The organism is Vibrio echinoideorum (assembly GCF_024347455.1).
Lineage (GTDB): Bacteria > Pseudomonadota > Gammaproteobacteria > Enterobacterales > Vibrionaceae > Vibrio > Vibrio echinoideorum.
On sequence record NZ_AP025484.1, the window covers coordinates 332,421 to 358,082 of the forward strand.

General features: G+C 42.4%; 25 protein-coding genes. 10 read left to right on the forward strand and 15 right to left on the reverse strand.

Going from position 1 to position 25,662, the window contains the following annotated elements:
* Window positions 1–6: 6 nt before the first annotated feature.
* From OCV36_RS17805 to OCV36_RS17820, 4 genes are all read left to right on the forward strand, one after another.
* Entirely contained in the window at window positions 7–498 is a 492-nt protein-coding gene (locus OCV36_RS17805) for a DUF2798 domain-containing protein (protein WP_135458347.1), read from the forward strand.
* Between the two features lie 34 nt (window positions 499–532).
* Complete coding sequence (locus OCV36_RS17810) at window positions 533–838, forward strand: DUF3861 domain-containing protein (RefSeq protein WP_135458345.1); 306 nt, start codon at window positions 533–535, stop codon at window positions 836–838.
* Window positions 839–1,045: 207 nt separating this feature from the next.
* Complete coding sequence (locus OCV36_RS17815) at window positions 1,046–1,810, forward strand: hydratase (RefSeq protein WP_135458343.1); 765 nt, start codon at window positions 1,046–1,048, stop codon at window positions 1,808–1,810.
* Window positions 1,811–2,040: 230 nt separating this feature from the next.
* Window positions 2,041–3,399: a Na+/H+ antiporter NhaC family protein gene (locus OCV36_RS17820; RefSeq protein ID WP_135458341.1), complete on the forward strand. Its 1,359-nt coding sequence runs from the start codon at window positions 2,041–2,043 to the stop codon at window positions 3,397–3,399.
* Between the two features lie 148 nt (window positions 3,400–3,547).
* Here OCV36_RS17820 and OCV36_RS17825 read toward each other — a convergent pair whose 3' ends face one another.
* On the reverse strand, window positions 3,548–4,108 hold the full coding sequence (locus OCV36_RS17825; RefSeq protein WP_135458338.1) for a cysteine hydrolase family protein: 561 nt from the start codon (window positions 4,106–4,108) through the stop codon (window positions 3,548–3,550).
* A gap of 89 nt (window positions 4,109–4,197) precedes the next feature.
* Between OCV36_RS17825 and OCV36_RS17830 the strand changes: the two genes are divergently transcribed.
* Together OCV36_RS17830 and OCV36_RS17835 are read left to right on the forward strand one after the other, a co-directional pair.
* On the forward strand, window positions 4,198–5,178 hold the full coding sequence (locus OCV36_RS17830) for a GlxA family transcriptional regulator (protein WP_135458337.1): 981 nt from the start codon (window positions 4,198–4,200) through the stop codon (window positions 5,176–5,178).
* 112 nt (window positions 5,179–5,290) lie between these two features.
* Window positions 5,291–6,358, forward strand: coding sequence for a helix-turn-helix domain-containing protein (locus OCV36_RS17835; RefSeq protein WP_135458335.1), 1,068 nt, complete (start codon window positions 5,291–5,293; stop codon window positions 6,356–6,358).
* A gap of 8 nt (window positions 6,359–6,366) precedes the next feature.
* Here the strand turns inward: OCV36_RS17835 and OCV36_RS17840 are convergent, their stop codons facing one another.
* From OCV36_RS17840 to OCV36_RS17855, 4 genes are all read right to left on the reverse strand, one after another.
* Window positions 6,367–7,392, reverse strand: coding sequence for an alpha/beta hydrolase family protein (locus tag OCV36_RS17840; protein ID WP_135458333.1), 1,026 nt, complete (start codon window positions 7,390–7,392; stop codon window positions 6,367–6,369).
* Window positions 7,393–7,517: 125 nt separating this feature from the next.
* Window positions 7,518–8,714, reverse strand: a complete 1,197-nt coding sequence (locus OCV36_RS17845; RefSeq protein WP_449364431.1) for a multidrug effflux MFS transporter — start codon at window positions 8,712–8,714, stop codon at window positions 7,518–7,520.
* A gap of 337 nt (window positions 8,715–9,051) precedes the next feature.
* Entirely contained in the window at window positions 9,052–9,432 is a 381-nt protein-coding gene (locus tag OCV36_RS17850) for a hypothetical protein (protein WP_135458331.1), read from the reverse strand.
* 206 nt (window positions 9,433–9,638) lie between these two features.
* Window positions 9,639–11,351, reverse strand: a complete 1,713-nt coding sequence (locus OCV36_RS17855) for an RluA family pseudouridine synthase (RefSeq protein WP_135458330.1) — start codon at window positions 11,349–11,351, stop codon at window positions 9,639–9,641.
* Window positions 11,352–11,649: 298 nt separating this feature from the next.
* Between OCV36_RS17855 and OCV36_RS17860 the strand changes: the two genes are divergently transcribed.
* Complete coding sequence (locus tag OCV36_RS17860; protein ID WP_135458328.1) at window positions 11,650–12,102, forward strand: NUDIX hydrolase; 453 nt, start codon at window positions 11,650–11,652, stop codon at window positions 12,100–12,102.
* Between the two features lie 48 nt (window positions 12,103–12,150).
* Here the strand turns inward: OCV36_RS17860 and OCV36_RS17865 are convergent, their stop codons facing one another.
* Window positions 12,151–12,576, reverse strand: a complete 426-nt coding sequence (locus OCV36_RS17865) for a bifunctional diaminohydroxyphosphoribosylaminopyrimidine deaminase/5-amino-6-(5-phosphoribosylamino)uracil reductase RibD (protein ID WP_135458326.1) — start codon at window positions 12,574–12,576, stop codon at window positions 12,151–12,153.
* Window positions 12,577–12,701: 125 nt separating this feature from the next.
* Here OCV36_RS17865 and OCV36_RS17870 point away from each other — a divergent pair, with 125 nt between their 5' ends.
* The gene (locus OCV36_RS17870; protein ID WP_261887540.1) at window positions 12,702–12,827 is read left to right on the forward strand and encodes a hypothetical protein; all 126 of its coding nucleotides are present in this window, start codon (window positions 12,702–12,704) and stop codon (window positions 12,825–12,827) included.
* Here the strand turns inward: OCV36_RS17870 and OCV36_RS17875 are convergent.
* The 9 genes from OCV36_RS17875 to OCV36_RS17915 all read right to left on the reverse strand — a co-directional run bounded on the left by OCV36_RS17875 (window position 12,813) and on the right by OCV36_RS17915 (window position 22,868).
* Window positions 12,813–13,361 carry a nucleotidyltransferase family protein gene (locus OCV36_RS17875; RefSeq protein WP_135458324.1) on the reverse strand — a complete coding sequence of 183 codons (549 nt, stop codon included), beginning with the start codon at window positions 13,359–13,361 and terminating at the stop codon, window positions 12,813–12,815. The genes OCV36_RS17870 and OCV36_RS17875 overlap by 15 nt on opposite strands.
* Window positions 13,362–13,649, reverse strand: a complete 288-nt coding sequence (locus OCV36_RS17880; RefSeq protein WP_135458322.1) for a putative quinol monooxygenase — start codon at window positions 13,647–13,649, stop codon at window positions 13,362–13,364.
* A 916-nt stretch (window positions 13,650–14,565) separates the two neighbouring features.
* Window positions 14,566–15,423, reverse strand: coding sequence for a hypothetical protein (locus tag OCV36_RS17885; RefSeq protein ID WP_017076580.1), 858 nt, complete (start codon window positions 15,421–15,423; stop codon window positions 14,566–14,568).
* Window positions 15,423–16,277, reverse strand: a complete 855-nt coding sequence (locus tag OCV36_RS17890; protein ID WP_102552750.1) for an ABC transporter ATP-binding protein — start codon at window positions 16,275–16,277, stop codon at window positions 15,423–15,425. The genes OCV36_RS17885 and OCV36_RS17890 overlap by 1 nt, the downstream gene beginning before the upstream one ends.
* The gene (locus OCV36_RS17895) at window positions 16,274–16,645 is read right to left on the reverse strand and encodes a GntR family transcriptional regulator (RefSeq protein ID WP_135458320.1); all 372 of its coding nucleotides are present in this window, start codon (window positions 16,643–16,645) and stop codon (window positions 16,274–16,276) included. Before OCV36_RS17895 ends, OCV36_RS17890 begins: the two co-directional genes overlap by 4 nt.
* A 308-nt stretch (window positions 16,646–16,953) precedes the next feature.
* Window positions 16,954–18,696 (reverse strand): EAL domain-containing protein, encoded by a 1,743-nt coding sequence (locus tag OCV36_RS17900; RefSeq protein ID WP_135458318.1) that lies wholly within the window; start codon window positions 18,694–18,696, stop codon window positions 16,954–16,956.
* Window positions 18,697–19,482: 786 nt separating this feature from the next.
* The gene (locus tag OCV36_RS17905; RefSeq protein ID WP_017076585.1) at window positions 19,483–19,962 is read right to left on the reverse strand and encodes a type II secretion system protein; all 480 of its coding nucleotides are present in this window, start codon (window positions 19,960–19,962) and stop codon (window positions 19,483–19,485) included.
* Between the two features lie 222 nt (window positions 19,963–20,184).
* Window positions 20,185–22,194 carry a putative bifunctional diguanylate cyclase/phosphodiesterase gene (locus OCV36_RS17910; RefSeq protein WP_135458317.1) on the reverse strand — a complete coding sequence of 670 codons (2,010 nt, stop codon included), beginning with the start codon at window positions 22,192–22,194 and terminating at the stop codon, window positions 20,185–20,187.
* 116 nt (window positions 22,195–22,310) lie between these two features.
* Window positions 22,311–22,868 (reverse strand): hypothetical protein, encoded by a 558-nt coding sequence (locus OCV36_RS17915; protein WP_135458315.1) that lies wholly within the window; start codon window positions 22,866–22,868, stop codon window positions 22,311–22,313.
* A 535-nt stretch (window positions 22,869–23,403) separates the two neighbouring features.
* Between OCV36_RS17915 and OCV36_RS17920 the strand changes: the two genes are divergently transcribed.
* Entirely contained in the window at window positions 23,404–24,093 is a 690-nt protein-coding gene (locus tag OCV36_RS17920; protein ID WP_029225272.1) for a response regulator transcription factor, read from the forward strand.
* On the forward strand, window positions 24,086–25,435 hold the full coding sequence (locus OCV36_RS17925; protein ID WP_135458313.1) for a sensor histidine kinase: 1,350 nt from the start codon (window positions 24,086–24,088) through the stop codon (window positions 25,433–25,435). The genes OCV36_RS17920 and OCV36_RS17925 overlap by 8 nt, the downstream gene beginning before the upstream one ends.
* Window positions 25,436–25,662: the final 227 nt, after the last annotated feature.

Sequence of the window (25,662 nt, forward strand, 5' to 3'; positions counted from 1 at the left end):
ATAGATATGACGATTCAAGCAACATTAACGCCAACTCTTCCTGAGCAAAAAGCCACGCCTGTATTGCACAAAGCTTTGGTCATGATGAGTTTAATGCTGACGATTGGCGGCAGTTTAACAGCGGTTATGACTTACATGAATGTTGGATTCGGTGAGGCATTCATCGGCAATTGGCTATCATCGTTAGCGCTTGCTGTCGTGATTATGATGCCAATCGGCATAGTGATGATGACTTTGGTGACTAAAGTCACTGCTAAGGCGTTGCCCAATTACGGCGAGAAAGCTCGCAACCTAATCGTGGGATTGATTATGGCTTTTATCATGGAGTCCATCATGGCATTTGTAACAGCGGCAAATAATATTGGATTTTCGGATCCATCGGCGTTTACCAGTGGATGGTTTAATGGATTTATTGCTGCGCTTCCTATTGGCCTTACGATCATGGTCGTGATGTCGATGACGGTTAAACCTAAGCTCGAACGATTCATGAAGAGCTAGCCAAAATAATTTTTAAGCATTGCAGGAGATCCACATGACAGCACTCACAGGCAAACACAATAACTACCGTATCACTATCGAAGAAGTGAACATCAAAGAAGATCGTGAACTGCAAACCATGCAGTTTGAAATTGAAGACAGAGAGAATATGTTTGCGATTGTTGAGAAGATCAAACAAGACAGCGGCTTAGACGAGCAATCAGCAACGCGACTAGGGGTGAGCATTCGATTACTCGGCCCAATGATGATGCAAGACAGAAAGCACCCTCTGTTTGTTGATTTCATGCCTCATTTCAGAAACTTCATGCAGAATCTGAAGAAGACGTTAAAAGGGCAATAAAGCCTAGTCATCAGTAGTACGCTTAGAAAGCCAGTAATCAATTTACTGGCTTTTTCCTTATTGAAATCAACATAGTTTTATGTAGTTACGTTTAGAATATGCGAAAATTGATGGTTGAATTTTCGGTGTTGGTTCGTTGTTTAATTGTCTATTCAAGCTTCAAGAAATCCGATATTATACTGGTCATAAAACTAAAGGTGGTATTATATGACAAATGTATTTGAGCAAGCAGCTGAAGAACTGCTGAGTCGCCGCGTCGCGGGAACTAAAGCACCAAGATTGGACGAACAGTATCGTCCGAATAACTTGGAAGATGCGTTGAAAATTCAAGCATCAATGATTGACCTTCAGAGCGATAAAGTAGGTGGGTGGAAGTGTTTACTGCCTCTTGCTGAAGAGAAGTTTATTGTTGCGCCTATCTTTTCGGGCAGTATTCAACAAGGTGAGGTTTGTGAACTGTTTGCAGACAACAACGTTGTTCGTGTAGAACCTGAAATTGCTTTTACTCTTGCAAAGAGCCTGCCTGCAAACCCAGAAGGTTACAGTGAAGAGCAAATCAATGAAGCGATTGGTTCTTGCCATATGGCTCTTGAATTAATGCAATCTCGCTTTGCTGATGACAGCGGTGCCGAGTTCTATGAAAGACTTGCTGACGGCCTAGTAAACCAAGGCTTGTTCATCGGCCCTGAGATTGATCGCGAAAAAGCGTTCACCTCTGCTGAGATCAGTATTGAAGTAACTCAAGGCGAGCAAGTTCAAGCATTTGACGGTAAGCACCCGAATACACTGCCACCAAGCCCAATCTACTGGCTGATTAACTACATGACGCGTCGTGGTGTTGATTTCCAAGCGGGTGAAGCAATCATCACGGGTTCTTACTGCGGTATCGTAGAAATGGAATTCGATAAGCTAACGACATTCCATTACCAAGATATTGGCGAATACCAAGTAACGTTTAAGCAGAAACGCTAATTACGTTTACCTGCTAAGTTTACAAAAACGCTAGCTTCTATTGGCGCACTATCTATTATCGAAAGGCTATTTACTGACTAGTAAATAGCCTTTTTTATTAAGTGATGTTCAATAGGGTTCTTATTACTTTGCATTTAATTGGGCGCTTAGACGTTTAGACGTTTAGACGTTGACAAGTTCTAAGTGTGACATTAGTCTCTCTTCTCCCTGTTCTATTGCGTTGTCGTTCCATGTCTAATTCGAAAAATTCTAATGCTGTAATTGCACCTTCTGCAGTTGCACTTATCCCTCTGATTGTTTTCCTTTCGCTGTTTATTGGCGTAGGTACGTACTTGTCCTTGCAAGGCGTTGACTTTGCGTTCTATCAGCTTCCAGCTCCGATTGCGGCTTTGCCTGCGGTGATGTTGGCGCTGTTACTAAGCAAAGATAAATTGAACCGTGCTATCGAGCAATTCCTGAGTGGAGTCGGTCACAAAGACATTATTGCAATGTGTATGATCTACCTATTGGCGGGTGCTTTTGCGGCTGTGGCTAAAGCGTCTGGTGGCGTTGACGCGACCGTAAACCTTGGCCTATCTGCTATTCCAACCAGCATGATTCTGCCGGGTATCTTCCTTATTTCTGCTTTCATCGCAACAGCAATGGGCACTTCGATGGGTACCATCGCTGCGGTTGCACCTGTGGCGTTAGGCATTGCAGATTCAGCAGGCATGAGCATTCCACTGACAGCAGGTGTTGTTTTGAGTGGTGCGATGTTTGGTGACAACCTGTCTATCATCTCTGATACCACCATTGCCGCGACACGTTCGCAAGGCTGTGAGATGAGAGATAAGTTTAAAGAGAACATCCGCATTGCACTTCCAGCTGCTCTTATCGCGATTGTTATCTTTGCTTTTAACAGCACTGCAACTCAGGTTCCTGAAACAGGCCCAATCGAGTGGCTGAAAGTACTGCCGTACATCACTATTTTGATTCTTGCTGTATCGGGCATGAATGTGTTCGTTGTGCTGACAATTGGTATCTTGCTGGCGGGTGGTGTAAGTCTAGGTTCTGTTGAGAACTACGGTTTGACCGATTACGCTCAAGATATCTATGCTGGCTTTGGCAACATGCAGGAGATCTTCTTACTGTCGATGTTGATTGGTGGTTTGAGTGAGCTAATGCGTCGCCAAGGTGGACTGGCGTTTCTGACTAACTTAGTGAGCGGTTTGATTCGTGCGTTTGGTTCTTCACACTCTAAGCAAGCCAATGGCAGTGCGAGTGAGCTCGGTATTGCTGGCTTGGTATCAATGGTGAACCTATGTACGGCAAACAATACGGTAGCGATTATTGTATCTGGCAGCGTGGCTCGCCAATTAGCTGAAGAAAATAACGTGTCTCCACGTCGCTCTGCCAGCTTATTGGATATCTTCTCTTGTGTGATTCAAGGCGTACTGCCTTATGGTGCGCAGGTGTTGCTATTAGGTTCAGTATTTAACTTGTCTCCCTTGGATATTGTGGCTAACTCTTACTACTGTTTTGCTCTTGCGATCGTGGCTGTGTTTGCCGTGTTTATCAAGCATCCAGCGCGCCAAGTAGCTAAAGCTTAGTACCAACTTATCAAGCTTAGTCATCATTGATTTCGATAGAAGGCTCCGCAAGGAGCCTTTTTTGTGCCTGTTCTGAATGGGCAGACAATTAAGGCTTGATTTGAGGTTAAAGAAAACCGCCTGTGAATGAAGGCGGTTTTGAATTTAGTTAAAGCAGGTTCTCAAGTTCATTCGCGGACGCGACATTTGCATAGCCAAAGCTAAGAGCAACCATAAATGCAGCGTGGACATGCGCTGCTGACACGGTAATGCCGTTGAATTCCATATCTAACGTTGTGCAAGCGTCGTGCGCTACATGGCACTCATAGCCTAAATCGGTAGCTGCGCGAGTTACAGCATCAATACACATGTGGCTCATTGCGCCGACAATGATCAGTTTTTCAATTCCTTTTGCCTTCAGTACTTCGTTCAGCTCTGTTTCTCTAAAGCTGTTTATTTGATGTTTTACAATCACAAGTTCACCTTCTTGAGGTGCGACACTGTTGTGGATTTGAGCACCGTTTGAGCCCGGCTGGAAGAAGGGCGCCTCATTGGTTGGGAACTCATGACGAACATGAACAATAGGAAGCTGTTTCTTTCTAAATGCGGTTAGTAATTGAGAGCCTTTTTGGGCTGCTTTTTCTGTCTCAGACAGCGGCCATTTCGCTCCCTCGTATGAAGGGAAGTAGTCATTTTGAAAGTCGATAAGTAGTAGTGCAGTGTTTGTCATAGTCCATACCTTTGTATTTAGTGTATTGCGGTGTAGGAATATTATGAATACTCTGTATTTTTTATCGCACGTCAAAAATGACAGACTATATGGCAATAGTGACAAAATCAGTAATGGTCGAAATCATCGACTATCCAGGTTCTCTTCAGAGTGCAGTGTTCGGGGTGAAAGAGTTTCTTCAGATGGCCAATAGCCTTGATCCTTCCAATGAACAGGTTCAGTTTCATGTTGAGATTAAGCCTCACGATGACTTGGCTTGTTCAACCGGCCATTCAATAGGCACCTTACAAGACAGTTCAACCTTTGGTTCAAAGGCCGATATCATTTTATTGCCGCCAAACTTAGATGGTCGCTACTACCTAGAGCCGGATGAAAGGCTGTTAGATTACCTTGTTGAGTCTCATCAACGAGGGTCGATACTGTGCTCGGCATGTGCGGGCGTGTTTATTTTGGCGAAGACGGGGCTACTGCAAGGTCGAACCGTGACAACCCATTGGCAAGCACAACAAAAGTTCTCGGCTCTCTATTCGGACATCGATGTCGATATCGACAAAATCTTGATTGATGACGCTGACATCATCACAGCTGGTGGTTTGATGTCGTGGATGGATCTGGCTTTGTCTATCCTGACAAAATACACGACTCCGACCAATACTCGTAATCTAGGTAAGTATCTCGTACTTGATACTGGGTTGAGGGAACAGCGCTATTATCAGAGTTTTACGCCGAATTATGCTCACGGTAATGACAAGATTGTATCGGTGCAGCACTTTATTCAGAAAAACTACCACTTATCTTTAACTCTTGATCAGTTGGCTGAAGAAGCGTTCATGACCCGAAGAACTTTTATCCGTCAATTTACTAAAGCAACTACCTTTACGCCGATCAATTACATCCAACATGTGCGTATTCAAAGTGCCTGTGAACTACTGGAAAGTTCTCATAAACCGGTAGATCAAATCAGCTATTTAGTCGGCTATGAAGACGTAAATAGCTTTCGAAAAGTCTTTTTGAAAATCATCGGCTTAACACCATCAAGATTTCGTTCTAGATTTCTCGCCGAGGAATGATTTACCATGGATTGATAGTTAATACCTATCGTTCAGGTTCGCGTGGTCGTTTTGTTCGTATCTGCCTGCGACTTGATATTTAAATTATTTTTCCTCGAACCTAAATGGAACTTTGATGCTCGCGATTCCTTTGCCATTCGTTGCTGCTCTGCTGTTATTCATCACGGCCGTTTTACTTCGATATCGTTACCCACAAACAAGTCAAAAATCATTTTTGTTTATCATGTTGTGCGCGTTAATGATTACTGTTGTTGGGTTACGTTGGACGGTGGATATCGCATTGTTTCGCTTCCTACAGCCAGTTCTAGGGGCAAGCGTACCTGCAACAGCATGGCTTTGCTTTGCGGGGGCTCACCGAAGTAAACCCAGCGCACATTTTCATTGGTTAGGTCCAGTGGCTGTTCTGATTGGCTCACTTTTTTATCAACATATTTGGGGTGGGGCGATAGATATATTGCTGATCTCGCTATATTTTGGCTATGGCTGCTTGTTGTTGAAATCATCGTTTAACTTTCCAGAGCACGTTAGACTGAGTGATGTATTGAATGTGTTATATGCTGAGCGTGCGGCTGGTGTAGTTCTGTTGTTTTCAGCTCTAGTGGATGGCATTATCTCGTATGATATTTTGCTGCTCAATGCGCAACACACTGATTTGATTCTATCCGTTAGCTACTTAGTTCTTATCCCCGCGATTGTAGGGGCTGTGATTGTTGTCAGCACTAGTACGTCTCCTGATCTGGAACAAAACCAACAGCAGAATGAACGTCTAACGTTGACTTGCTTAGCTGAAGACGCTGGTACGCTTGTGACATCATCAATAAGCTTAAAGGAAGGTGAAGAAGCCACACAGATCGTCGCTAAGTTTGATGAGTTGATGAAAGATCATCAGGTGTTTAAAGATCCTGATCTGTCTCTTAACCGATTGGCGAGAAAGCTCGGTATTCCGGCTCGGAAAGTATCGTATGCGGTTAATCAAATCCACCACGAGAACCTTTCGAAGGTGATCAACACCTATCGAATAGAACATGCCAAGACTCTATTGAAGCACAGTGATAGAACGATCACGGACATCTTTCTCAGTTCTGGCTTTCAAACTAAATCTAATTTCAATCGAGAGTTTTCGAGAATAACGGGGCAAACTCCGAGTGAGTATCGGAGCTTGCCAAAAACATCAGCTTGAGCGCGTGTTTACTGTTCTAGAAAGCTAACGATGTCAGATAACACCTGTTGATGAAGTTTTTTGCGTGTGGTCTCTACGCCATCTTTACAAATAATACCATCGCCAGGGACTTCTTCTTCAAGCATCGCTTCTGCCCCAGGTTTGCAGCTTTGAATGAAGCTGAAATGGGTAGCGCTTTCATAGACCTTATAGCGTCTTAAATTAAGGGGCATGTGCTCTGCAATGTAGCCAGACTCCAAGGCTTGAGGTAAGTCCCCAATATCAATACCAGCGGCCAATACTAGGGTTGGTACATTGACGTCATTTAGGCTGCGTACTGAAAAACTCCGCGCAAGCCCTAAATCAAGACTTACAACGCGCTGTATTCTAGGATCTGAAAGGTCTTTATTGTTTGGCTCTGTAACTTGAATTTTTGACAGCCCTAACTCTGCAGAAAGCCCACAGGTACGCGGGTTAGGGTATTTTAGGCACTCAACCTCTAAAGCTGCTCTATCGATTTTCGCCCCCGCTAATTGCATCACTGTCCAACCTCCCAATGAATGCCCGATTGCCGAAATTTGGTCAGTATTAATGGCGTGTTTCCACTGAGCTTCGGTTAGTAGGTGATTAAGGATTCGTGTGATATCGCGAGGCCTTTCCCACCATTTGGCCGCCTGCTGAGGCGATTGGTTATAAGTCGTGGTTCCCGGATGATTAGCAGCAGCGACGATGTATCCGCGATGGGCAAGCTCTGTCGCTAACCAATTTTGATTGCGCCAGTTTCCTCTATAGCCATGCGACAACAGTACTACGGGGAATTTTCCTTGTTGGAGTTTGGCTCCTTTTATGACCTTGGTACCGATAAATGCTGGATTGTCCCCAATAAGAACAGTGTCTGAATCGTCTAAAGTTGGATACCAAATTGCGGTGTTGAGTGGGCGTTCTAGATTATTAGAGGTATTGGGTAAGGTGATTTGGGTGAATCCAACACTAGAAGCGAGGGCCGAAGTGCAAATAGAAAGTAGAATTGCGAACAGTAAGTGTGTCCATTTCATGGGGTTTGCTCCAATTGAGGTCATTGGAGCTAATATGCGTTAAAGCTAGGTATAACGAGACCTCAAACACGATCGAGGACGCCCTAAATCGTGTTTGAGTACAAACTTAGCTATTTTGGATGTGCCTAATTCAGTTTCTTAGTCACGAACTCTTTGTTTCTGACCATTAGCCACATTAATCCGCCTAGAATTCCCACCGATAATTGGATAAAGCCTAGGTTTTCAATTAGAGAATCTGGGCGTATTGAAACCAACACCATGCCAAGTGAGCCACAAATCATGCTGAAGAACTGGATCAGTGCGACGGCAGAACCTGTGTCGTGATCTTGCTGATTTAGCATTAAATTAGTGCCGGGCACTCTCATTATGATGGCCATTAAAGTGGCGGGAGCTGCGATAAATGCGAAGAACCAAGGTGACAATCCACCTACAGTTAGCGTGAAGATTCCTGCGATTGCCAGTAGAGCAAAACACCCTGTAATCACTTTTTGAACTGGCATTCGATAGGACAACTTCATATAAATGGTTGGCCCGAATGAGGCGCACAACGCATTAAATGCGAAAGCGTAGCTGAATTGCTGCTCGGTTAATCCGAAGTCATTGATGTAGATATAAGAGCCGGCGGCCAGAAAACCCATCAGTGCCATTGGTGTGATAGAGAAGATCACCAGCAATTTGACGAAAGATCGGTTTTTCATGACCACGCCCATTCTTCCCCATGAACGGAACATAGAACCTTGGTACTTGGTTTCGAGCGTCTCTCGATAGCAGCAAGCTAATACTGACGCGAACGCACCAAAAACAGCGAGAGTGACGAACATCATTCTCCAAGACGCGATTTTCAGTAGGAACGCCCCAAATACCGGCGCGACCATTGGCGCGATGATCACCAGTGACATGATGGTCGCCATGATCTTTTCACGTTCTCGGCCGTCATAAAGGTCTTTCACGATGGCGGTTGCGATAACGGTGATGGCACTGCCCGCAAAAGCTTGGAATATACGAGCACCAATTAACTGCTCGATGCTATTGGTCATGGCACATATTACACTTGCCACCATATAGCTCGCTAATCCAATCAATAGGATCGGCTTACGACCAAACTTTTCGCTGAGCGGCCCCCAGAACAACAGACCGAAGGCATAGGTAACGAAGTAGCTGCTCAGGGTTAGATTGACCATCGATTGGTCAGTGTTAAACACCTCTACCATTTGTGGTAGTGCAGGTAAATAAAGGTCGATGGTCAATGGAGGAAACGCACTGATGATGACGAGGAAAAATAGCATGCCGGTTTTACCCAGTACTGGTTGTGGTTTCTTCAAGGTATCTCCCTGTTATCCAAGAAAGGCGTTTATTCGATAGGATATTGGTTTACAGAAGGTTTTAAGCACTTCAGACATGAAGGACGGATTCACTACAGAATGTAGTGAACAGACTTTAAGAGCTTGTCTTTGTGCTTAATTGTATTACAAAATATTATCACTTTTATGGATAACGAGTTCAACCAGTTAGTGGTAGGGATAGGCTGTAATAGTCACGGTACATTTTAATTACTAGTGACCTTGTATTCGCTAGTGGCCTTGTAATAGCTGGTGACATTGTAATGGCTAACGATATTGTAATACTCAACGAAACCACAATGCCCAACGACTTGGCTTGTTATCTTTTCTTTGGGCGTTTTTCGACTAAGCCGTTGCGCTCTAGACCACGTCTTACGCTGCTGCAAAGTTTTCCAAAGCGACGCAGTTCTTCGAAGTTAGGGCCTTGGCCAATCAAAATGTTGTGTTCCCAATACATCAATTCGCTGTCGACCATTTCTAACAACTTTTTAGAACAACCAGAGCAGTTGCCTTTTGGCCCACAGATAAACGTCTCTGATTCATATAGAGGGAGTTCGTTTTTAACTTCTTCAATCAAGCTCAGCATTGCAGAGTTTAAGTCTGGCTTTTTAGTGATGATTGGTTGTAAGCCAGATGCTTGTGCAGTAGCTAAAGGTGTAGGTGGTGTGTTCGATTGCAAATTCAAAGCAGCTGATGACATATCAAAGGCCTCAAGGAAAGAAGAAGTGGAGCATGCTACTCGTCACAAGAAAATGAACCTTGATGTAGTGCAATAAGCGTGGATAACTATCCGAAAGAGGTAGGAGTCACAAATGGTTGTGACTCCTTTCTATAAAGCGCGGAACTGCCGAAACTAATTATCAAAATGTGCAGGTGAGAACGCGTTATTAAGGAAAGCGAGAGCGTTTAGAACTCTGCGTCGAACTGGAACACCATCCACTCTTTTGTCACTGGGTGGTGCAGAGCAAGCCTTTCTGCATGTAAGTGCAGTCGGTCGGCTTTGTTGCCATACAGTCCATCACCCAAAATAGGCATGTTAAGCCCTTCTTCATGTGAACAGTGAACACGCAATTGGTGCGTACGACCCGTTTTCGGGTGCAGATAAACCTTGGTGGTGTCTTGGTTTCGCTCAATCACTTCCCACTTGGTTTCAGCGTGTTTGCCATGTTCAAAGCAAACAATCTGACGAGGACGATCGTATAAGTCACCACGCATTGGCAAGCAAACATAACCTTCATCTTGATCTAAAACGCCTTCAATCATTGCTACGTATCGCTTCTCAACTTCACGAATAATGAATTGCTTCTGTAAGCTTTTGTTCGCGCGTCGTGTAAGAGCGAATATCAAGATGCCAGAGGTGGCCATATCTAAGCGGTGGATAACAAATGGCCCTTCTACATTAGGGTGCATTTCTTGAACACGTGTGTAGGCCGAGTCTTTAATTGTTTTTCCCGGTACTGATAGAAAACCTGCTGGCTTATGTACCACGACGATGTGCTCATCTTGGAACAGAATATCGAGGTCTTTACCTTCTGCTGGGTTTTCTAACAATGGGTTTGGATCCACCTCAAGGCCTTTCATCATATGGCCGAGAATCGGAACACATTTACTCTGACAAGAGGCATAGTATTTCTTGTGCTTGCGGATTTCTGATTTCGGGGAACGCCCCCACCAAAATTCAGCCAATGCCAATGGTGTGTAACCGTTCAAATACGCGTATTGCAGAAGCTTTGGTGCGGCACATTCGCCAGAACCTGCTGGTGGTATCTTGTTGGGGGTGTCTTCAAAGATCTGGTTAAGATCTTCAATGTTTCCTTCCGCATTCTGGAAAGCGTATTGTGAAAACAGTTTGTGTTGGAGCTGATGAGAAAGGTGTGCTCTTTGCTCTTTGAGTTCTGCCAGTTGAGTGGTGAACACATCAACTTTAGTTTGCAGTTCATTCAGAATTTGTTCCCAGTTGAGCTTAAGATATTTCTGCTGATTTTTGTCGGCAACACTGGCCTTGTTTAACTCGTTATTCAGTTGTTCAAAGGCCTGCTCATCAAGGTTTTCTTTACCTTGCTCACGTTGTTCTTTGCGTGTTTTTCGGCCTTCAATAATCAATAGACGTTGAGCTTCAATTTCTTGCTCTGCCTGTGCTTTCTGTTGTGCTAATTGTTCACACAGCTCAAGGTATTCAGCGTTCACTTGCAGCGCTTTAAATTTCGCATTCACAGCCATCATGTCGGCCGTGTCTTGATGGAAAAAGCTATCGCTACTTAACATGTCAAATACAGGCGGTACAAAGTGAGGCAATAGGTTTTGGTCGGCTATTTTCCCTGAAAAAGCAGAGAAATACCCCAATTCACCTTCGGGGCTTTTCACCAATAACACACCAAACATCTTGCCGCGGCCAGCGTCAGACTCTAACCCGAAGTCATGTTGCCAATCGGTTTGTGTCTCTAGGTATTGTTGAAGCTGGTGTGAGGCGAATTCACACAATGGATGCGGCTCGTAATAGAACGGGAAGGTGAAACGCTCAGGCAACGAATATGACTCGATCGGCTGTTGAAAGCGAGTGAAGCAATCCTCAGGTGTGTGGCTATTGTCTGAAGCGTGCGTTGGTTTTGATGAGTGCATATTATTGTCGTCTTACTACTTATATCGTGGTGATAAATGGCTGTGAGTCTACTGTGTATGATAAAAGAGCTCTGAAACACAGTACAAGGCGGCGATTCTACTCTTTATCGAAAAGCGCCTCAAATAAGAAATGGCTCAATGACTAGATACAACAACTATGGTCTGCAATGCAAAAATCACGAGTAAGGCTTGATAACCATAAATTGATGGGTGGCTTCTCGTTTTTAATCATAGAAGACAATTTAGAAAAAGAACGATGTTAGCCTTGCCGCTTTCTTGTTCCAACTAAGGTAACGTTATGATTCCACTTAATACTTCCATCGTGGCTGGTGTCGCTCTTTCTGAGATCGACGGACAAACGAAAATGCTATTAATGAAGCGTGTGAAAGGCGAATTTTGGTGCCACGTCGCAGGCTCGATTGAGGCGGGTGAAACAGGCTGGCAAGCCATCGTTCGTGAGTTTGAAGAAGAAACCCAAATTGAAGTGGAAGCCCTGTATAACGCGCAGTTTCTTGAGCAGTTTTACGAAGCTCACGTTAATGTGATTCAGTTGATCCCTGTTTTTGCAGTGATATGCCCACCGAATCAAGAGGTAGAGCTGAATGATGAACATACCGAGTATCGTTGGTGCAATTTAGATGAAGCGAAAGCGTTAGCACCGTTTCCAAACCAACATGCGGTCTACGATCATATCTGGTCGTATTTTGTCGATAAGACAGTCAATCCGCTTTACCGAGTGAAGCTGAATTAGCGTTACCCAGTTAATAGGTCAATATGCCAACTGACCAAAAACGACGAGTTAAGACTTACCAAGATACGGGATTAGAAAGGCACTCACTTGTGCTTGGTATAACCCTACATCAACCTTCACGCCATGCGACTCAAGTATCGCAACACCACGACCATTATTACGAGGGTCTGGATCTAGCATCGCCACTACAACATGTTTGACGCCTGCTTTAACAAGAGTGTTGGCGCAAGCGGGTGTTCTGCCTACAAATGAACATGGCTCTAATGTTACGTAAGCGGTAACGCCTTCCATTTTTCCATCATAGTGATTCAAAGCTTCGACCTCGGCGTGGTTTCCCCCGACCTTTTGTGTGTACCCAACAGACACTACCTTAGCGTTCTTAACCAAAACACAGCCCACAGGCGGGTTTGGTTGACAATCGGGTAGGGCTTGGAGCGAAGCTTCAAGAGCTTGCAGCATGTATTGTTGGTTCATGGTCGTTACTCAGTATGACGAGAGAGCGCAGCAGTTAGTGACCGCGTGCGGTTGATGACTTGGTTAGTTACTAACTTACTAAGCTAATAAGTAATAAGTAATAAGTAATAAGTAATAAGTGGGGCATGTTCGATCTGATTGGGCTTTTAGTCAATGGTTTTAGCTGTAGAGTCGACCGATTTACCGGAGAAGCCGAACTCGATTTACCTGCGGATATTATTGAGTTAAGTGAGGCTCTACTCAATATTTAATTTTGGCCAATGGATTAGCCAGTTTTTAGATTGGACTCTTTGATCAAACACGGCGCGACTGCGATTAGGGTTCGGTGTGATTTTTAAATCAAACAAGCTCTTTAAACCAAAAGCAGAAATACATTCGATCTCCCCTGTGAGATTTTGCTGTACGGCAACCGCTGTCTCTTTTTCAGGCCAATAACTCATCGCATCTAATGAGCTTGAGTAGGGTTTGTCGCCATTTCTGATGTGCATGCTGGCTTGATTGCGAACTTGCCAATTTAGTTCAGGTAACCGTTGTTTAAGCAGATCCTCGTATCGAAGACCCGATTCGTAGGAGGTATCAATGGGATCAAAGTAGATCACATCAATATCATTGAGTGGAGTCGGGGAGTCAAAGTCATGCAAGTGATCCCAAACGAGATTTCTCACAAAGCCTGCGGCGACATAGCACTGTGGCAAACCCAGTTGACATACACACCCTAAAATCTGCATTCGCAAGGGATCTTGTTTGGTCAACCTGACAACGCTGTTAGCGAATGGCTCGGACATTTATGAGGTGGTAACGTCGGTTATTTGATAATGACGAGTCACGTTCTTTGAGATGTCACCCCACTCAGAAGCTTTTACGCGCTGTTGATGGGCTTCGAATGCCTCTCTACTGACGAATTCTTCATACACTTCAAAACGATGAGGTTGAAGTGTGCTTTGACTGACTCGAAACACGATACAACCAGGTTCTTCCAGTGTCAGTTCTTTGTGTACAACCAAGGCTTGTGTGACGGCTTCGAGGTCTTTGTCTGGCACTAGAATATGCCCTTGCAGAATTACTTTACTCATAATTACGTCCATTTAATTTTATTCATTACGGCTTTTTTCTATCAAAAGCTCTATCCGTTACAAACATAATCCCATTTTGATGTTGTGACGTACAGGCTAATGTGGCGATTATTTGTTCGCATTGAATACAGTGCTGGTTACAGCGTAACTTTAGAGGCGATGTGAGCAATAAAAAATAAGACGTTGGAACTAAATCCGCGTTGGTCCGGTCTATTAAATACGTATCATTGAACTGTATTGATACTGAAATGAATTTGTCATCTGAGAGAACTAATCTAAATCTCGAACAACGGCTTAAGATATTAAATTGAGCCATAGTTGATAACTAGGTCATACTTTAATGTAAATGGTACTCAAAACTCTATAAATTTTGTGATTTGTATCATTGATCTGGACATCAAACACCGTTAGATTCGAATGGTTGGCAATAAAAATAGCTCATGAAGAGCAGTTAAAGAAAAGGAAATATCCCTTATGAAAAAAATGAGAAGAGCACAGCTTCATCGCGTTCGTATCCAATACTGGAAAGACACAGCGAAAGAAGCTTCAAAGAAATAAGCTTTAAATCATAAAGCTTAAAAATAAAAAAGCTGAAAAGCTTAATCAAATGTAAAACGTAGCAAATCGATTTCATTAGCACTCTCAAGGACCTTCATCTGGTCGGCGACTAAAGAAATCATCCCCCAAAGAGCTGACAGGCATTAATAATAATGCAATTCAATGTCAGCTCATTAATACCTCCTCTTAGATTCTCTTGTTGCTTCACTCTGTTACTCCCAACTAAAACCTCTTTGTCCCTTTGTTCTTGTTACCCATCTCTGTATTCGCAAAGTCGTGATCAAAAAAAGCTCCCGATTTCTCAGAAGCTTTGATTTTAGATTTAGTATCTGATGTTATCCGATAAGGATAGATGACTCTATCGTTGGAACAACGTCTTCAAGCTTACATCGTCCGTTCTATTCAATTTAAGGCTCAGTAGATAACCACCAACACCAATCAATGCGTAAATACCTAAAGATAAGATAGGCGCTTCTGCAATCGCGCTGAATGGGTTGCTTGCTATGAGCACATTCATTGGTAATGACGCGATAAGAGATAGGAAGTCATTGATGCCATAGAACCCAAACACGGCGACAGAGAGGAACTTAATCGCATAGCTTGAGATGAAAATGACAAGCAGCGGAGAGTTCACCAGCTGCGAAATAGCTAGAGTGACAGTTGCCAGTGGCAATAAAACCAGTGCAACTAACATCATTCTTCCAAAAAACACGACCCAGTTACTCAGCACATAAAACAGAGATTGCTGCTCAACCAATAGTGCCAGTTGTTGCTCACTTGAGACGTTCAATATCCAGAATAGAAAATCTGCGAACAGTACTAACAACGCACAGATAGCCGGAATAACCACTAAACCGAAGCCTAGCTTCACGCCGTGAGTCATTGCGTTGGATACCGGCATACTTCTCCAAAACATTGAACTGCCTTCTTGGCGTTCTTTACGTAGCGTTTTAGGGATATATAGCGTCGACAGGATCAGTGAAATAAGGCCCGCGCCGAAGTAAATCACTGAGTTGAGATCTTGTGCGAACTCTCTGTGGATGTCGCTCACGTCACCGTTCACTTGCATTTCGAAGAAAAACTCATGTTGCGCTGCGCCATTAAAGAACAGACCAACGAACAGTAAGAAACCACATAATGCGACAAACAAAGGCAATCGAGTGTTAACTTTATGCTCGATGAGTTCTTTTTCTAGCATGTAAAAACTTGGATGCATTATGCCTTCTCCGTCTGTGTTGCAAGGAATAGATCTGCGAGACCAACGTTATAGATGTTACCCAGTGATTCAACCTGCGCTTTGTATTGACCTTCTAATAGCCACTTAGTCGTCCCTAGCCCTGATTGTGAGGTCAGTGGGTTGAGTTTTTGAATCTCGCTTGAATGGTTGTTTGCGACTTCGATAATGAAATAGTCGTGCTCGATGTCTTCCATGCTCTTTTGTAGTACACAATGACCTTGCTTCAAAATCAGTACATCCGTTAATAGGTGTTCAATTTCTGAAACCTCATGGCTCGCAATGATCATGGCGCGTTCGCCATCGTGGAACCATTCTAATAGGTGGCGATAAAAAGTATCGCGGTACAGCAAATCTAAGCCCAGCGTTGGCTCATCTAATATCAACACTTGAGTGTCAGTCGCGATGATGATCGCGAGATGAAGTTGAACTTTCATCCCTTTAGAAAGCTGTTTGATCTTAGAAGAGAGCTTAATGTTGGTGCTGCTTAACGTCAGCTCTGCTTTTTGTTTGTTGAAGCTAGGGTGCACACCTTGTGTGTATCTAAGCAGCTGTTTAACGGTCATCCACTCTGGTAACACGTTAACATCTGAAATATACGATAAATGCTGCATGAGCTCTGCGTGCTGGTGGATAGGGTGGTAGCCGTTTACTTCAATCTCACCTTGATAGTTGTGGCCACCAAGCAGTGATTTGATCAGTGTAGATTTACCCGCGCCATTGTGGCCCAGAAGCCCAAGTACTTGCCCTGGCTTTAACTCGAAGTTGATGTTCTCGACACCCACTTGGTTCGAATAGGTTTTGGTTACGTTTTTCACTGAAAGTAAAGTACTCATGACTTGTCCTTTATATGTTGTGCTAGCTGTTTCACGAGTTCTTCGACACTCATATCAATGATGCGTAGCGTCTCAGCGATGGCTGGGATCTGGGTGTTGATGAATGATTGGTGCGCAGACTCTTTCAATTTTTGAAGTGCCCCTTCAGCCACATACATGCCTTGGCCACGCTTTTTCTCTACCAAGTCTTCATCCACCAGTAACTGATAGCTTTTCATGACAGTAAGGTGGTTGATCTTGAGATCAGCGGCAACAGCACGCACTGAAGGTAACGCTTGTTGCTCTAACCAAACACCTTGAAGAATTTGGTCGCTGATCTTTGTAGCAAGCTGCCTAAAGATCGGTTGATCGTCTTTCCATTCGGTCATAATTAAAACTGCATGGTGTTATACATGTGTATAACACTAACCTATTTGTTAGAATTGGCAAGCTCTTTATTGGTCTTGAGAAGGTAAACCTATTAGAAGTATTTGATGGTAGAGGCTTGGAACGAGGAGAAGATGTTGAAGTACCTGTCATTTCACTTCGACTTATCGTTTGGTTATCATTTCGATAATCTGTTGTCGCTTGATGAAAGGTTAGGCATATTTCCTGTGAGCTCTGAAGCAGTCGCCTTTAGTACGTAATTTCAGTTGGCTAAATTGAGCTCACAGGTAGTTAAGTTTGACGAAAGTGATCAGTTCGTTGTGCTTTGAGGTCTGCTGTATAAGTAACCTTGATGTAAGTTGTAGCCCAACTGACACAAGATATATTGTTGTTTGCGGGTCTCTACACCTTCGTAAATCATCGTGATGTTTGATAGTCGCCCAATTTCTGAGATGTTGAGTAACACACCTTGATGGTGCTCACCCGATTCAATGTCTTTGACGAAACAACGATCCAGCTTCAAGTACGTTGGATCAATAGCACTAATGATTTCGATGTTATTGTTTCCTGTACCAAAATCATCCAATGCGATTGTAATACCTAATTTTTTGATTTCTTTGATGTTATCGATGACTTCGCATCCGTAGCCGATATTCGAGTATTCAGTGATTTCGACAACAAATTCGTTCGCCTCCATTGCCATTAGATGTTCTTTAACCTTTTCAAAGTTGGTACCGACTAATGAACTTGGACAGACATTGACACCATAAATTTCGTGGCTGTTATGCGACTTGGCATTTCTGACCGTTTCAATGATCAAAATAGTATGGAAGGTGAGTAAATTGGTACGTCTCATGGTATCGATGAAACTCAAGACTCCGACGTTACGCACTCTAGTTAACAATTCATAATATAAAACGCTGTTGTCTTCAGTGTTGATGATCGGCTCTTCTTCAAAAGAAATGTGTCTCCAACGAAGCATATAAACGACGAAACCAACAATATAAGAGTGATAAAGCAGTGTTGCTAACAAAAGCGAGAGTGCGACCCACAGTACAACAATGTCATCGCTGTAAAATGTGATAGTTGCACCAGTAGGTAAAGTGGTTTGATAAATCGACTGACTGTTTTCACCTAAGTAAAGAATATGAAAACCATTCTTTTGGATGGCAACTGAATCTACAAGTAGTGGTAGCAATGAATTCCTGTAGCGGGCTTCGATAGCGCGTTTAGATATACGTGCGATGAGATCTATATCTTCTTCAGGGGATGAAAAGCGCGAATAAGCAAAATCGAGACTGTCGTAAAACTCGTCAATTTTATCGAGGTCTACCATCTTTGAGCGTGTAGTGGAGATGTAGCATGAACCGCGTGGGGTTGTCATGACAAGCGAGTCAAGGTTGAGTGAGTGTCTCATCGCGTGCACGGCACCTTCGCTTTCGCAGCCATAACTCATGACTTCTTCCGCTATTTGCTTAGTATTTTCACTGTATTCGTCTGCAATTTTCGTCGTATAAAGGATTTGGAAAAGGTAGACAACGAATAAGATAAACGAAGAAACAGTGAACACGAGAATCAAAGCTCTGATGAAATCTCTGTGGTAAGTGTTAAGCATCAGCTTTAACATTTCGATGTGGTTAGGCTTGAATTGATTGATGTTGTACTTGGGGGCGATGCGGTTTGTTGAGCTTTTATCGAGGTCAATGAAGTAGCCAACCTTATAAAGGTTAGATATAAGTTCATTATTGTTATTAAATTTTGCTTTCTCACATAGACTTCGATATTTCTTCCGTATAGAGGCAATAATATTTTTCAATGCGTATAAACTGAACTCTTCATCAAAATGTGCTTTAAAAGATTCCTCTACATCTCTAGCAGATTGCGGGTTTGATATTGATGAGTTTTCAATTAAGTATTTAAAAACAAAGCTCTCTTTACTATTGAGGCTTTCCTCTGATATCTTATTACTGTCGATCTTGATATAAATCTTTTCTTCATTATAAATCAGTTGCAAGCTCTCATTATTGTTGTTTATATTGAAAGAATAGTGCATAGCTCAACTCCTAAGCGATAGTTATTATATTTACGTGATTGATATGTAATGACTGGGATTTTAAATCAACCCAAGAGTCCTTTCTAAATAACATAACTAAAATGTCACTATTTCCTCTCAAGATGTTGATACTAATCGCAGAATTTGGATTTCAATTAAAGGTTATAGAGATGCTCATCCAAAACTTGAATTTATAAATGAAAGTCGATGATTTACAAGGGATAAAGGGGATTTATCTCTTTGTTTTAGAATTTATCCATTTCACACCTTACATTTCATAGCTTTCACACTGAAGTTTAGGGCTTGCTAATGTAGGGTTTGTTTTTATTCTTTAGGTCTATTGGTATGTGAGATTTATCAGACGTTTTCAAGATAAAACCAAATTGTTAAGAATGACAACCTATTCATAATATATAAATGATCTTATAATTTGATGGAGAGGTAAGTCGATATTTATTGATGTAAATATTAATAGCGAGTGGTGGAATGATTTTTTATTTGGATTTTTTGATGAAATCGATTGGTTTGTCTATTTAGCCCGATTTATAGTGATATGAAGGAGAAAGGTTTTTCCATTTTTACGTAAAGTATTTTTTGGATGTATTGTTAACAGTATATTTTTTAGTATTTTAAGAAAAACCTCCCCCATGTTTAATGTTTTGGACTTTTCCCATATTTAATATATTTGGTTACCTTTTAATTAAATAATGGTTTTGTCAGTATGTCGCTATTTATATTGGAGGGTAGTCACAGTCTTTGAGTTAAGATCTGTTGCTTAATTACTGATTAACATGCTCCATCAAGAACAACAATTTGTGGTTCTTTTTCTGGTTGGTAAAGAACCTGGCAGAAATCCCCTTCAGGTGAATAGGTGTAACTGTCGGTATCAAATGAGATAGCGGCTACCCTCTCAGCGTTGCTGTCTGGAACGACTTCCTTGTTTATCACGTGAAGCTCGGTTCTATCGATGTTTAACAACCTTCTCAATGAGTCGACATAGGCTATCGGATAACCATGACAAACGTAGTAGGTTTCAACTTCTGTTTTCTCAACATAGTTACATTGACCCTCGACACCCGCAATGGCTGACTTAGCGTAAATCATGTCGATACCAGTACGCAGGTTACCTGCCACATCGTGAATTTTACTTGCGCGCGCATTTCCTTGTATGCCTAAGAACTTCACCATCGCAGCGGCAGAAACTAGGCCTAGAATGGCTAAGCAGATGATAAGTTCCAATATAGTGAAGCCGCGCTGTGTTCTCATGTTGACTACTTTTGTTAATACTATTAAGGACTTGGCATAGAGTAATCGAAAACGTTATGCCATTACAGTTTGTAGGTATAAGTGCCGTACAATATTTCTATTGGTTATTTTAATTATTTTCATTTAAAACAACAGGTTAGGTTTATTTTCAGTGGCTTTATCACAAATGTAAGCTTGTGTAAGCATCTGTGCTCATATCTAAATGGTAAGAAGCGTTATTTATCATTGCTTTAAGCCTTGATTTTCGGTCAAAAATTGGCTTTCCACTTGGTTTGAAGGAATAGCTTTGCTGAATAAAAAACCTTGTAAGTACTGATAACCACATTCGATTAAGAAAGCTTTCTGCGTTTCTGTTTCGACTCCCTCTGCAATGACTTTGAGCCCTAATTTTTCACAAATTGCATGGGTAGCTTGAACAATCGCTTTACTCCCTTTGTGTGAGCCGTGGACAAAGCTCTTATCGAGCTTAACGGTGCTAATGGGCAAGTCATGGAGCATCGAGAGTGACGAGTACCCCGTGCCAAAGTCATCAAGGTGAAGTTCAACCCCTAGTTTAGAAATGTCACTTAATGCTTGTCTAACTTCACCGTGTTTAAAGATCATTGAAGATTCTGTGATCTCAAGAGCGATACTTTGAGGTTGTATATTATAAAAGTTGAGCATCGCTGATAGCTGTTGGGCGAAGCTGGCGTGCATCTGGATACTTGAGATATTGATGCTCATCATTAACTGGTTATCAAACTCTCGATGCCACATCGATAGCTGTTTAAGTGCAGAATTGAGAACCCACTTTCCAAGCGGTACTATCTGCCCGGTCTCTTCCGCCAAAGTAATGAACTCATCTGGAGCTATGTTACCCAAGTCTTCATCGGACCATCGGAGCAGAGCTTCAAATCCTTTCACTTTATCGCTGTTGGTGTTCATGATCGGTTGGTAATGCAAAGTGAGGTCATCATTTTCTAAGGCTTGGGCCAAGCGATGACGGATTTCAACTTTGCGATGAAGAGTTTGCGCTAAGTCAGGAGTGAATGTCTGGAAGCGGTTTCGACCGTTAGCTTTGGCAATATGCATCGCCATACCCGCTTGCTTCAACAATGATTCTTGATCGACGGCATTATCTGGGAAATGTGCGGTACCGATACTGCACCCCACAGACAGCGTGCCAATACCACTGATGTGGAAACTTCGGTTTAGTGCGTCAATAATGCGAGAACAGAGTAGCGGGATATTGTGGTTACGGCAGTTATGAGCGATTACGATGAACTCATCGCCCCCAAATCGACCGATCATGCAGGTTTCGTCGACCAGTTGTTTAAGACGTTCACCAACTTGTTTGAGCAGTTGGTCACCTGCACTGTGTCCGTAGGTGTCATTGACTAATTTGAAGCCATCAAGATCCACAAACATTAATTCAAATGGCGCACGATAGGCGATGCTGGTTTCTAATAAGTTAGTGATACCCCTGCGATTATACAGTTCGGTTAAACAATCGTGTTCAGCGTTGTATTTTGCTTTTATTAGGCGCTCTTTCTGCTTTGTTGTGCATGTAAGGTTCAACAGTAATTCACTTTTATCGAATAGCCATTTGCCTTGAACATCAAAGTGATGAGTCTTTTCATCAATTTTGCAGCTGACTTCCTCTAATACCTCGCCTCCCTTACGTGCGTAAAATAACCACTGTGCAGCAATCTCTTCGCTTGAAACGAAATCAGAGAGGGTGGTGAACGGGCAACCATAGTTTTGATAAAATGCTGAGTTAGCACTCACTATCTTCCCCGACTTATCAAATAAGAGGGATAGATTCGCACCGTCAGAACATGCCAGATCATGCTTGAGGCTACCTTCTTCAGCAATGACTTGAACCAGCATTCCAGTGCGGCCATCGGTCAATGGGATTCCTGAAAATAAACACAATGCCCGCTTAGAAATGTATTTGGGCGTAAAATTCCACCATGTTTTGATGCTTTCATGACGTAGAAATTGTCTTTGGTATTCTTCCAATGTCGCTTCGATCGCTTTAGACATCTCGATGCCGAAATCGCGAGATGTTAGTTCAAATAAAGATTCAGACTCCCAGAGAGGGAGGGCGCTGCTGTTTGCCCAAGTTATTCTCTTATTATCAATGTCATATATCCAAATAGGACACTTGAGATGTTCGAAAGGTTGATAACTGGTCATCATGTTGAACTCTGCATACTGATATTCTGGTCGAACGACGTTTACTGAGCTTATCCATTCAGTTGGTCGCTTATCGAATTGGATTCTGACGTTTAATAGCCAGTAAGAAACCGTGTGTTAATGAAAATAACGTCTTAAAGAAAAACATTATTTTCAACAAGAAACACGTGTTAAAGGCTTAGAGATCGGATGATCTTGGTCACTTTACCTTTTGGACTGGTTTTAATGACATAGCCTTTCTTGTCTTCAAACATCTCACCATCGATGAAGTGCCATCCATTTGCGTTTTCTATGATTTCTTTGGGGAAGTTATCGTCGAACATAGAATGGTTTGGGTACACCGTTTCAATGGCTTCGAACAACAGTTGAGCTTCATCTCGATTGGTAACCACAAAGCCCTCTTTTAGGCACATAGTTAACTCTGGCAGAGGTTGAGTGGTAAAGGGTTCTGTCATTGAACCTAATACACCGTTATGTGAGTAAAATCGATATGAGCCAGAGCTGCTCTCGCTGCCGTCTGGTGATTTAATGTAAGGTGTCGCGTTATAGAAATCACAGGTAAAGGCCATCTTTTGAATAATGCTGCTTTGTGGGACGACTTGAATGTCTATCCAAGACCTAACTTGCTCTTGAATCTTGTTGGCCATTTCTTGCTTATAGGTATCAGCCACTAAAGGTGTTGAGACGAAAGCAACAGCGGTCAGTAACAATGGAAGCGATTTTTTCATTTTAAAGTGGCCCAGTGAGGAAAGTAATGATTGCCAGATATTGGTTCTACTTATTATTGGGTTGGATGTTACTTGAAGAATATATGGCTTAACAGACTCCACCTTACGTTCAGCAATCTAAAGCACTGCTTCCAAGTTGAAGCAATCGTTTTCTTTATGTTTTGGTTGTTGTTGGTTAGCGTTTTAATCTTTTAATGTGAGGATTTCTAGTGATATTAACCAGCATATCATTAGTGTATGGATGGTTGGTTCGAACGGGTTTTGTAAACATCTAAAATGTAAGTGTAAGTAAGAAAATAAAGCAAATGTAAGGGGCGTAAAGCCACTTAAAACTGGAGAAGATATTCGCTCTGAACTGCGATATTTACGTAAACTAGGGCGAACTGATAGCTCGTCGCTATGTTTTGTAAATGTATATTTACAAAAGCGATCATTATGTTTTGCGTACGGTAAAATTAATGCTCTAATAACAGCATTGAGGATATATGAGCAGTATATATACTGCCTTCGCTTTTAATAAATACGGGTGATAGGAATGTCGAAAACCAAAGTGCTCATTGTCGAAGATGACCAAGAGATAGCTCGTTTAACCACACTTTATCTCGAAGCTGAAGGTTACAATGTTAGCGTGGTTCATGAGGGGAATTTGGCTCTTGATGCAATCCGAAATATCGAACCAGATTTAGTTTTATTGGATTTAATGCTCCCTGGTATGAACGGTGCACAGATTTGTCGTCAAGCTCGTGAGTTTTATAATGGAATGATCTTGGTACTGACGGCCTCTGCTGATGAAATGAGTGAAGTAAGTTTATTCAAATTTGGTGCCGACGATTACGTCGCAAAGCCAATTCGTGGTCATGCCTTATTAGCGCGAATTGAAGCGCTGTTACGTAGAGCTTCCCCTGTTATCACCGCTCAAGAAATAGCCCCTGAAAAGCAATGTGATATTGTGATCAATACGACCGCCCAAAGTGCCACTCTGTATGGTCAGAACCTCAAACTTACTTCTGCTGAGTTTGAAATCTTAAATCTTCTGGTTAATAACATCAGTCAAGTCGTTACTCGAGACCAATGTTGTCAGCTATTTAGAGGGATTGATTACGCTTTTAATGATCGTTCTATTGATATGCGAGTCTCCGGTTTAAGACGAAAACTACGCATTCACGCAAAAGACAAACAGTTGATCCGTACGGTTCGCAATAAGGGGTACATGCTGGTTGCGTAAGTTCATAACGGCGAAACTTCGTTCTGTTTCGATGTTTGCTCGATTGTATCTTGGGATTGTGGTTGGTATGTCGGCAACGATCTTTTTGTTTGTGAACCTAGGTGAAGGGCACATGCGAAGAACCGAGATCGAAACTTTCTTAAATGATGGTATTTACTTCGTTGAGCAGTATACCCGTCAGCACAATCAATATAATTCACTGTATAAAGAACTCGATAGAACAGGCTACCAACAATTTTATATCTTCAATTTACGCCTGTTAGATAATTGGTCGGGAGAGGCTCCCTGCCAACGATGCGAGTTATTTACCACTTTAAATGGTGTACCCATATATCTCAGTGATAACGATCTGTACTCGGCGGTGTTTCAACTTCCAAATTCTAAATTTAGTTTCGCGTTCAGTGAGGTAGGGGATTTTTTCTCTCCTGAAATTGAATGGTATGAAGATTCAGAAAGAAACTTTCTACTTGGGCTTTTGTTCGCCATTATTGTCGCGATCGGCGCAAGTGTTTACTTACCTGTGAGGCGTTTTCAAGAAAGAATCGAGTTGCTGGTTGAGAAGCAAAAACAGTTTGGTCGAGGGAAACTCAGTACTCGTTCTGATCTAGACGACATTCATCCTGTGTCAGATTTGGCCAGCAGCTTTAACTTCATGGCTGAAGAGATCGAGAGCAAAGTGAAACAAAGCCACATCTTTGCTCAAGCTATTCCACATGAGGTGCGCACCCCGCTCAGTCGTATTCAGCTGGCGACCGATATTCTAAGAAGGGGAGCCCCCGACCATCATCAGGCGCTTTTCGATGATATTGATACCTACATTGAGGATATCAACGATCTCACTTCAGAAATTATCATGCTGTCGAAGTTGAATGTCATGGATAACTCATTCTTTGAGCTCGTTAAAGTGACCTCTGACCTTCATGAGTACTGTCTCGATCGTATTCGTTACTCTCAGTTAGATAATGTGCTCTTTGAATCCAAAGTAGGGCAAGATTGCAAGATTAAGTGTGATTGCTCAATGGCACGTTTGGTCTTCGATAATATTCTCAAAAACGCGGGTAATTACACGCGTGATGAGGTGTGGATGACACTGGATGAGAATTCAGAAAATTGGTTAGTGGTTATTGAAGATAATGGTTCTGGAATTCTAGAAGACAGTCGTGATGAAGTGTTTCTTCCGTTTTCCCGTCTAGATTCAAGCAGAACCTCAACAACGGGTGGTTTGGGGTTAGGCCTTGCTATTGCTATGTCGGCCGCTAAAAAGCTTGCTTGGGATATCAAAGTTGACAATAGCAACTATGGCGGTGCTAAGTTCAGTATCGTGATTTCGAAGGTACAGTAAGCGGGTCTATTTGCAGACATTTACTCGCGAGTAAAGATTGTATGTTAGCTGATACTGTTCATATACAAGTTTCCAACGTTGATATACTCGTTTCTAACGCTAATATATTAGCTTCTAACGCGTATGTATTAGCTTCTAACGCGTATGTATTAGTTTCTAGCGCTGATGTATTAGCCTTCAACACCTATCTATCAGCGGGTAATGCTTAGATAAATGAAAGCCACGGT

Bases quoted from the DNA above. Each gene is read 5' to 3' on its own strand.
- OCV36_RS17915 (WP_135458315.1), bottom strand. From the start codon at position 22,868: ATGAAAAAATCGCTTCCATTGTTACTGACCGCTGTTGCTTTCGTCTCA.
- OCV36_RS17825 (WP_135458338.1), bottom strand. From the start codon at position 4,108: ATGACAAACACTGCACTACTACTTATCGACTTTCAAAATGACTACTTC.
- OCV36_RS17880 (WP_135458322.1), bottom strand. From the start codon at position 13,649: ATGAGTAAAGTAATTCTGCAAGGGCATATTCTAGTGCCAGACAAAGAC.
- OCV36_RS17905 (WP_017076585.1), bottom strand. From the start codon at position 19,962: ATGAGAACACAGCGCGGCTTCACTATATTGGAACTTATCATCTGCTTA.
- OCV36_RS17805 (WP_135458347.1), top strand. From the start codon at position 7: ATGACGATTCAAGCAACATTAACGCCAACTCTTCCTGAGCAAAAAGCC.
- OCV36_RS17885 (WP_017076580.1), bottom strand. From the start codon at position 15,423: ATGCATCCAAGTTTTTACATGCTAGAAAAAGAACTCATCGAGCATAAA.
- OCV36_RS17865 (WP_135458326.1), bottom strand. From the start codon at position 12,576: ATGAACCAACAATACATGCTGCAAGCTCTTGAAGCTTCGCTCCAAGCC.
- OCV36_RS17855 (WP_135458330.1), bottom strand. From the start codon at position 11,351: ATGCACTCATCAAAACCAACGCACGCTTCAGACAATAGCCACACACCT.
- OCV36_RS17810 (WP_135458345.1), top strand. From the start codon at position 533: ATGACAGCACTCACAGGCAAACACAATAACTACCGTATCACTATCGAA.
- OCV36_RS17875 (WP_135458324.1), bottom strand. From the start codon at position 13,361: ATGTCCGAGCCATTCGCTAACAGCGTTGTCAGGTTGACCAAACAAGAT.
- OCV36_RS17820 (WP_135458341.1), top strand. From the start codon at position 2,041: ATGTCTAATTCGAAAAATTCTAATGCTGTAATTGCACCTTCTGCAGTT.
- OCV36_RS17850 (WP_135458331.1), bottom strand. From the start codon at position 9,432: ATGTCATCAGCTGCTTTGAATTTGCAATCGAACACACCACCTACACCT.
- OCV36_RS17815 (WP_135458343.1), top strand. From the start codon at position 1,046: ATGACAAATGTATTTGAGCAAGCAGCTGAAGAACTGCTGAGTCGCCGC.
- OCV36_RS17900 (WP_135458318.1), bottom strand. From the start codon at position 18,696: ATGCACTATTCTTTCAATATAAACAACAATAATGAGAGCTTGCAACTG.
- OCV36_RS17870 (WP_261887540.1), top strand. From the start codon at position 12,702: ATGTTCGATCTGATTGGGCTTTTAGTCAATGGTTTTAGCTGTAGAGTC.
- OCV36_RS17860 (WP_135458328.1), top strand. From the start codon at position 11,650: ATGATTCCACTTAATACTTCCATCGTGGCTGGTGTCGCTCTTTCTGAG.
- OCV36_RS17840 (WP_135458333.1), bottom strand. From the start codon at position 7,392: ATGAAATGGACACACTTACTGTTCGCAATTCTACTTTCTATTTGCACT.
- OCV36_RS17920 (WP_029225272.1), top strand. From the start codon at position 23,404: ATGTCGAAAACCAAAGTGCTCATTGTCGAAGATGACCAAGAGATAGCT.
- OCV36_RS17895 (WP_135458320.1), bottom strand. From the start codon at position 16,645: ATGACCGAATGGAAAGACGATCAACCGATCTTTAGGCAGCTTGCTACA.
- OCV36_RS17890 (WP_102552750.1), bottom strand. From the start codon at position 16,277: ATGAGTACTTTACTTTCAGTGAAAAACGTAACCAAAACCTATTCGAAC.
- OCV36_RS17830 (WP_135458337.1), top strand. From the start codon at position 4,198: ATGGCAATAGTGACAAAATCAGTAATGGTCGAAATCATCGACTATCCA.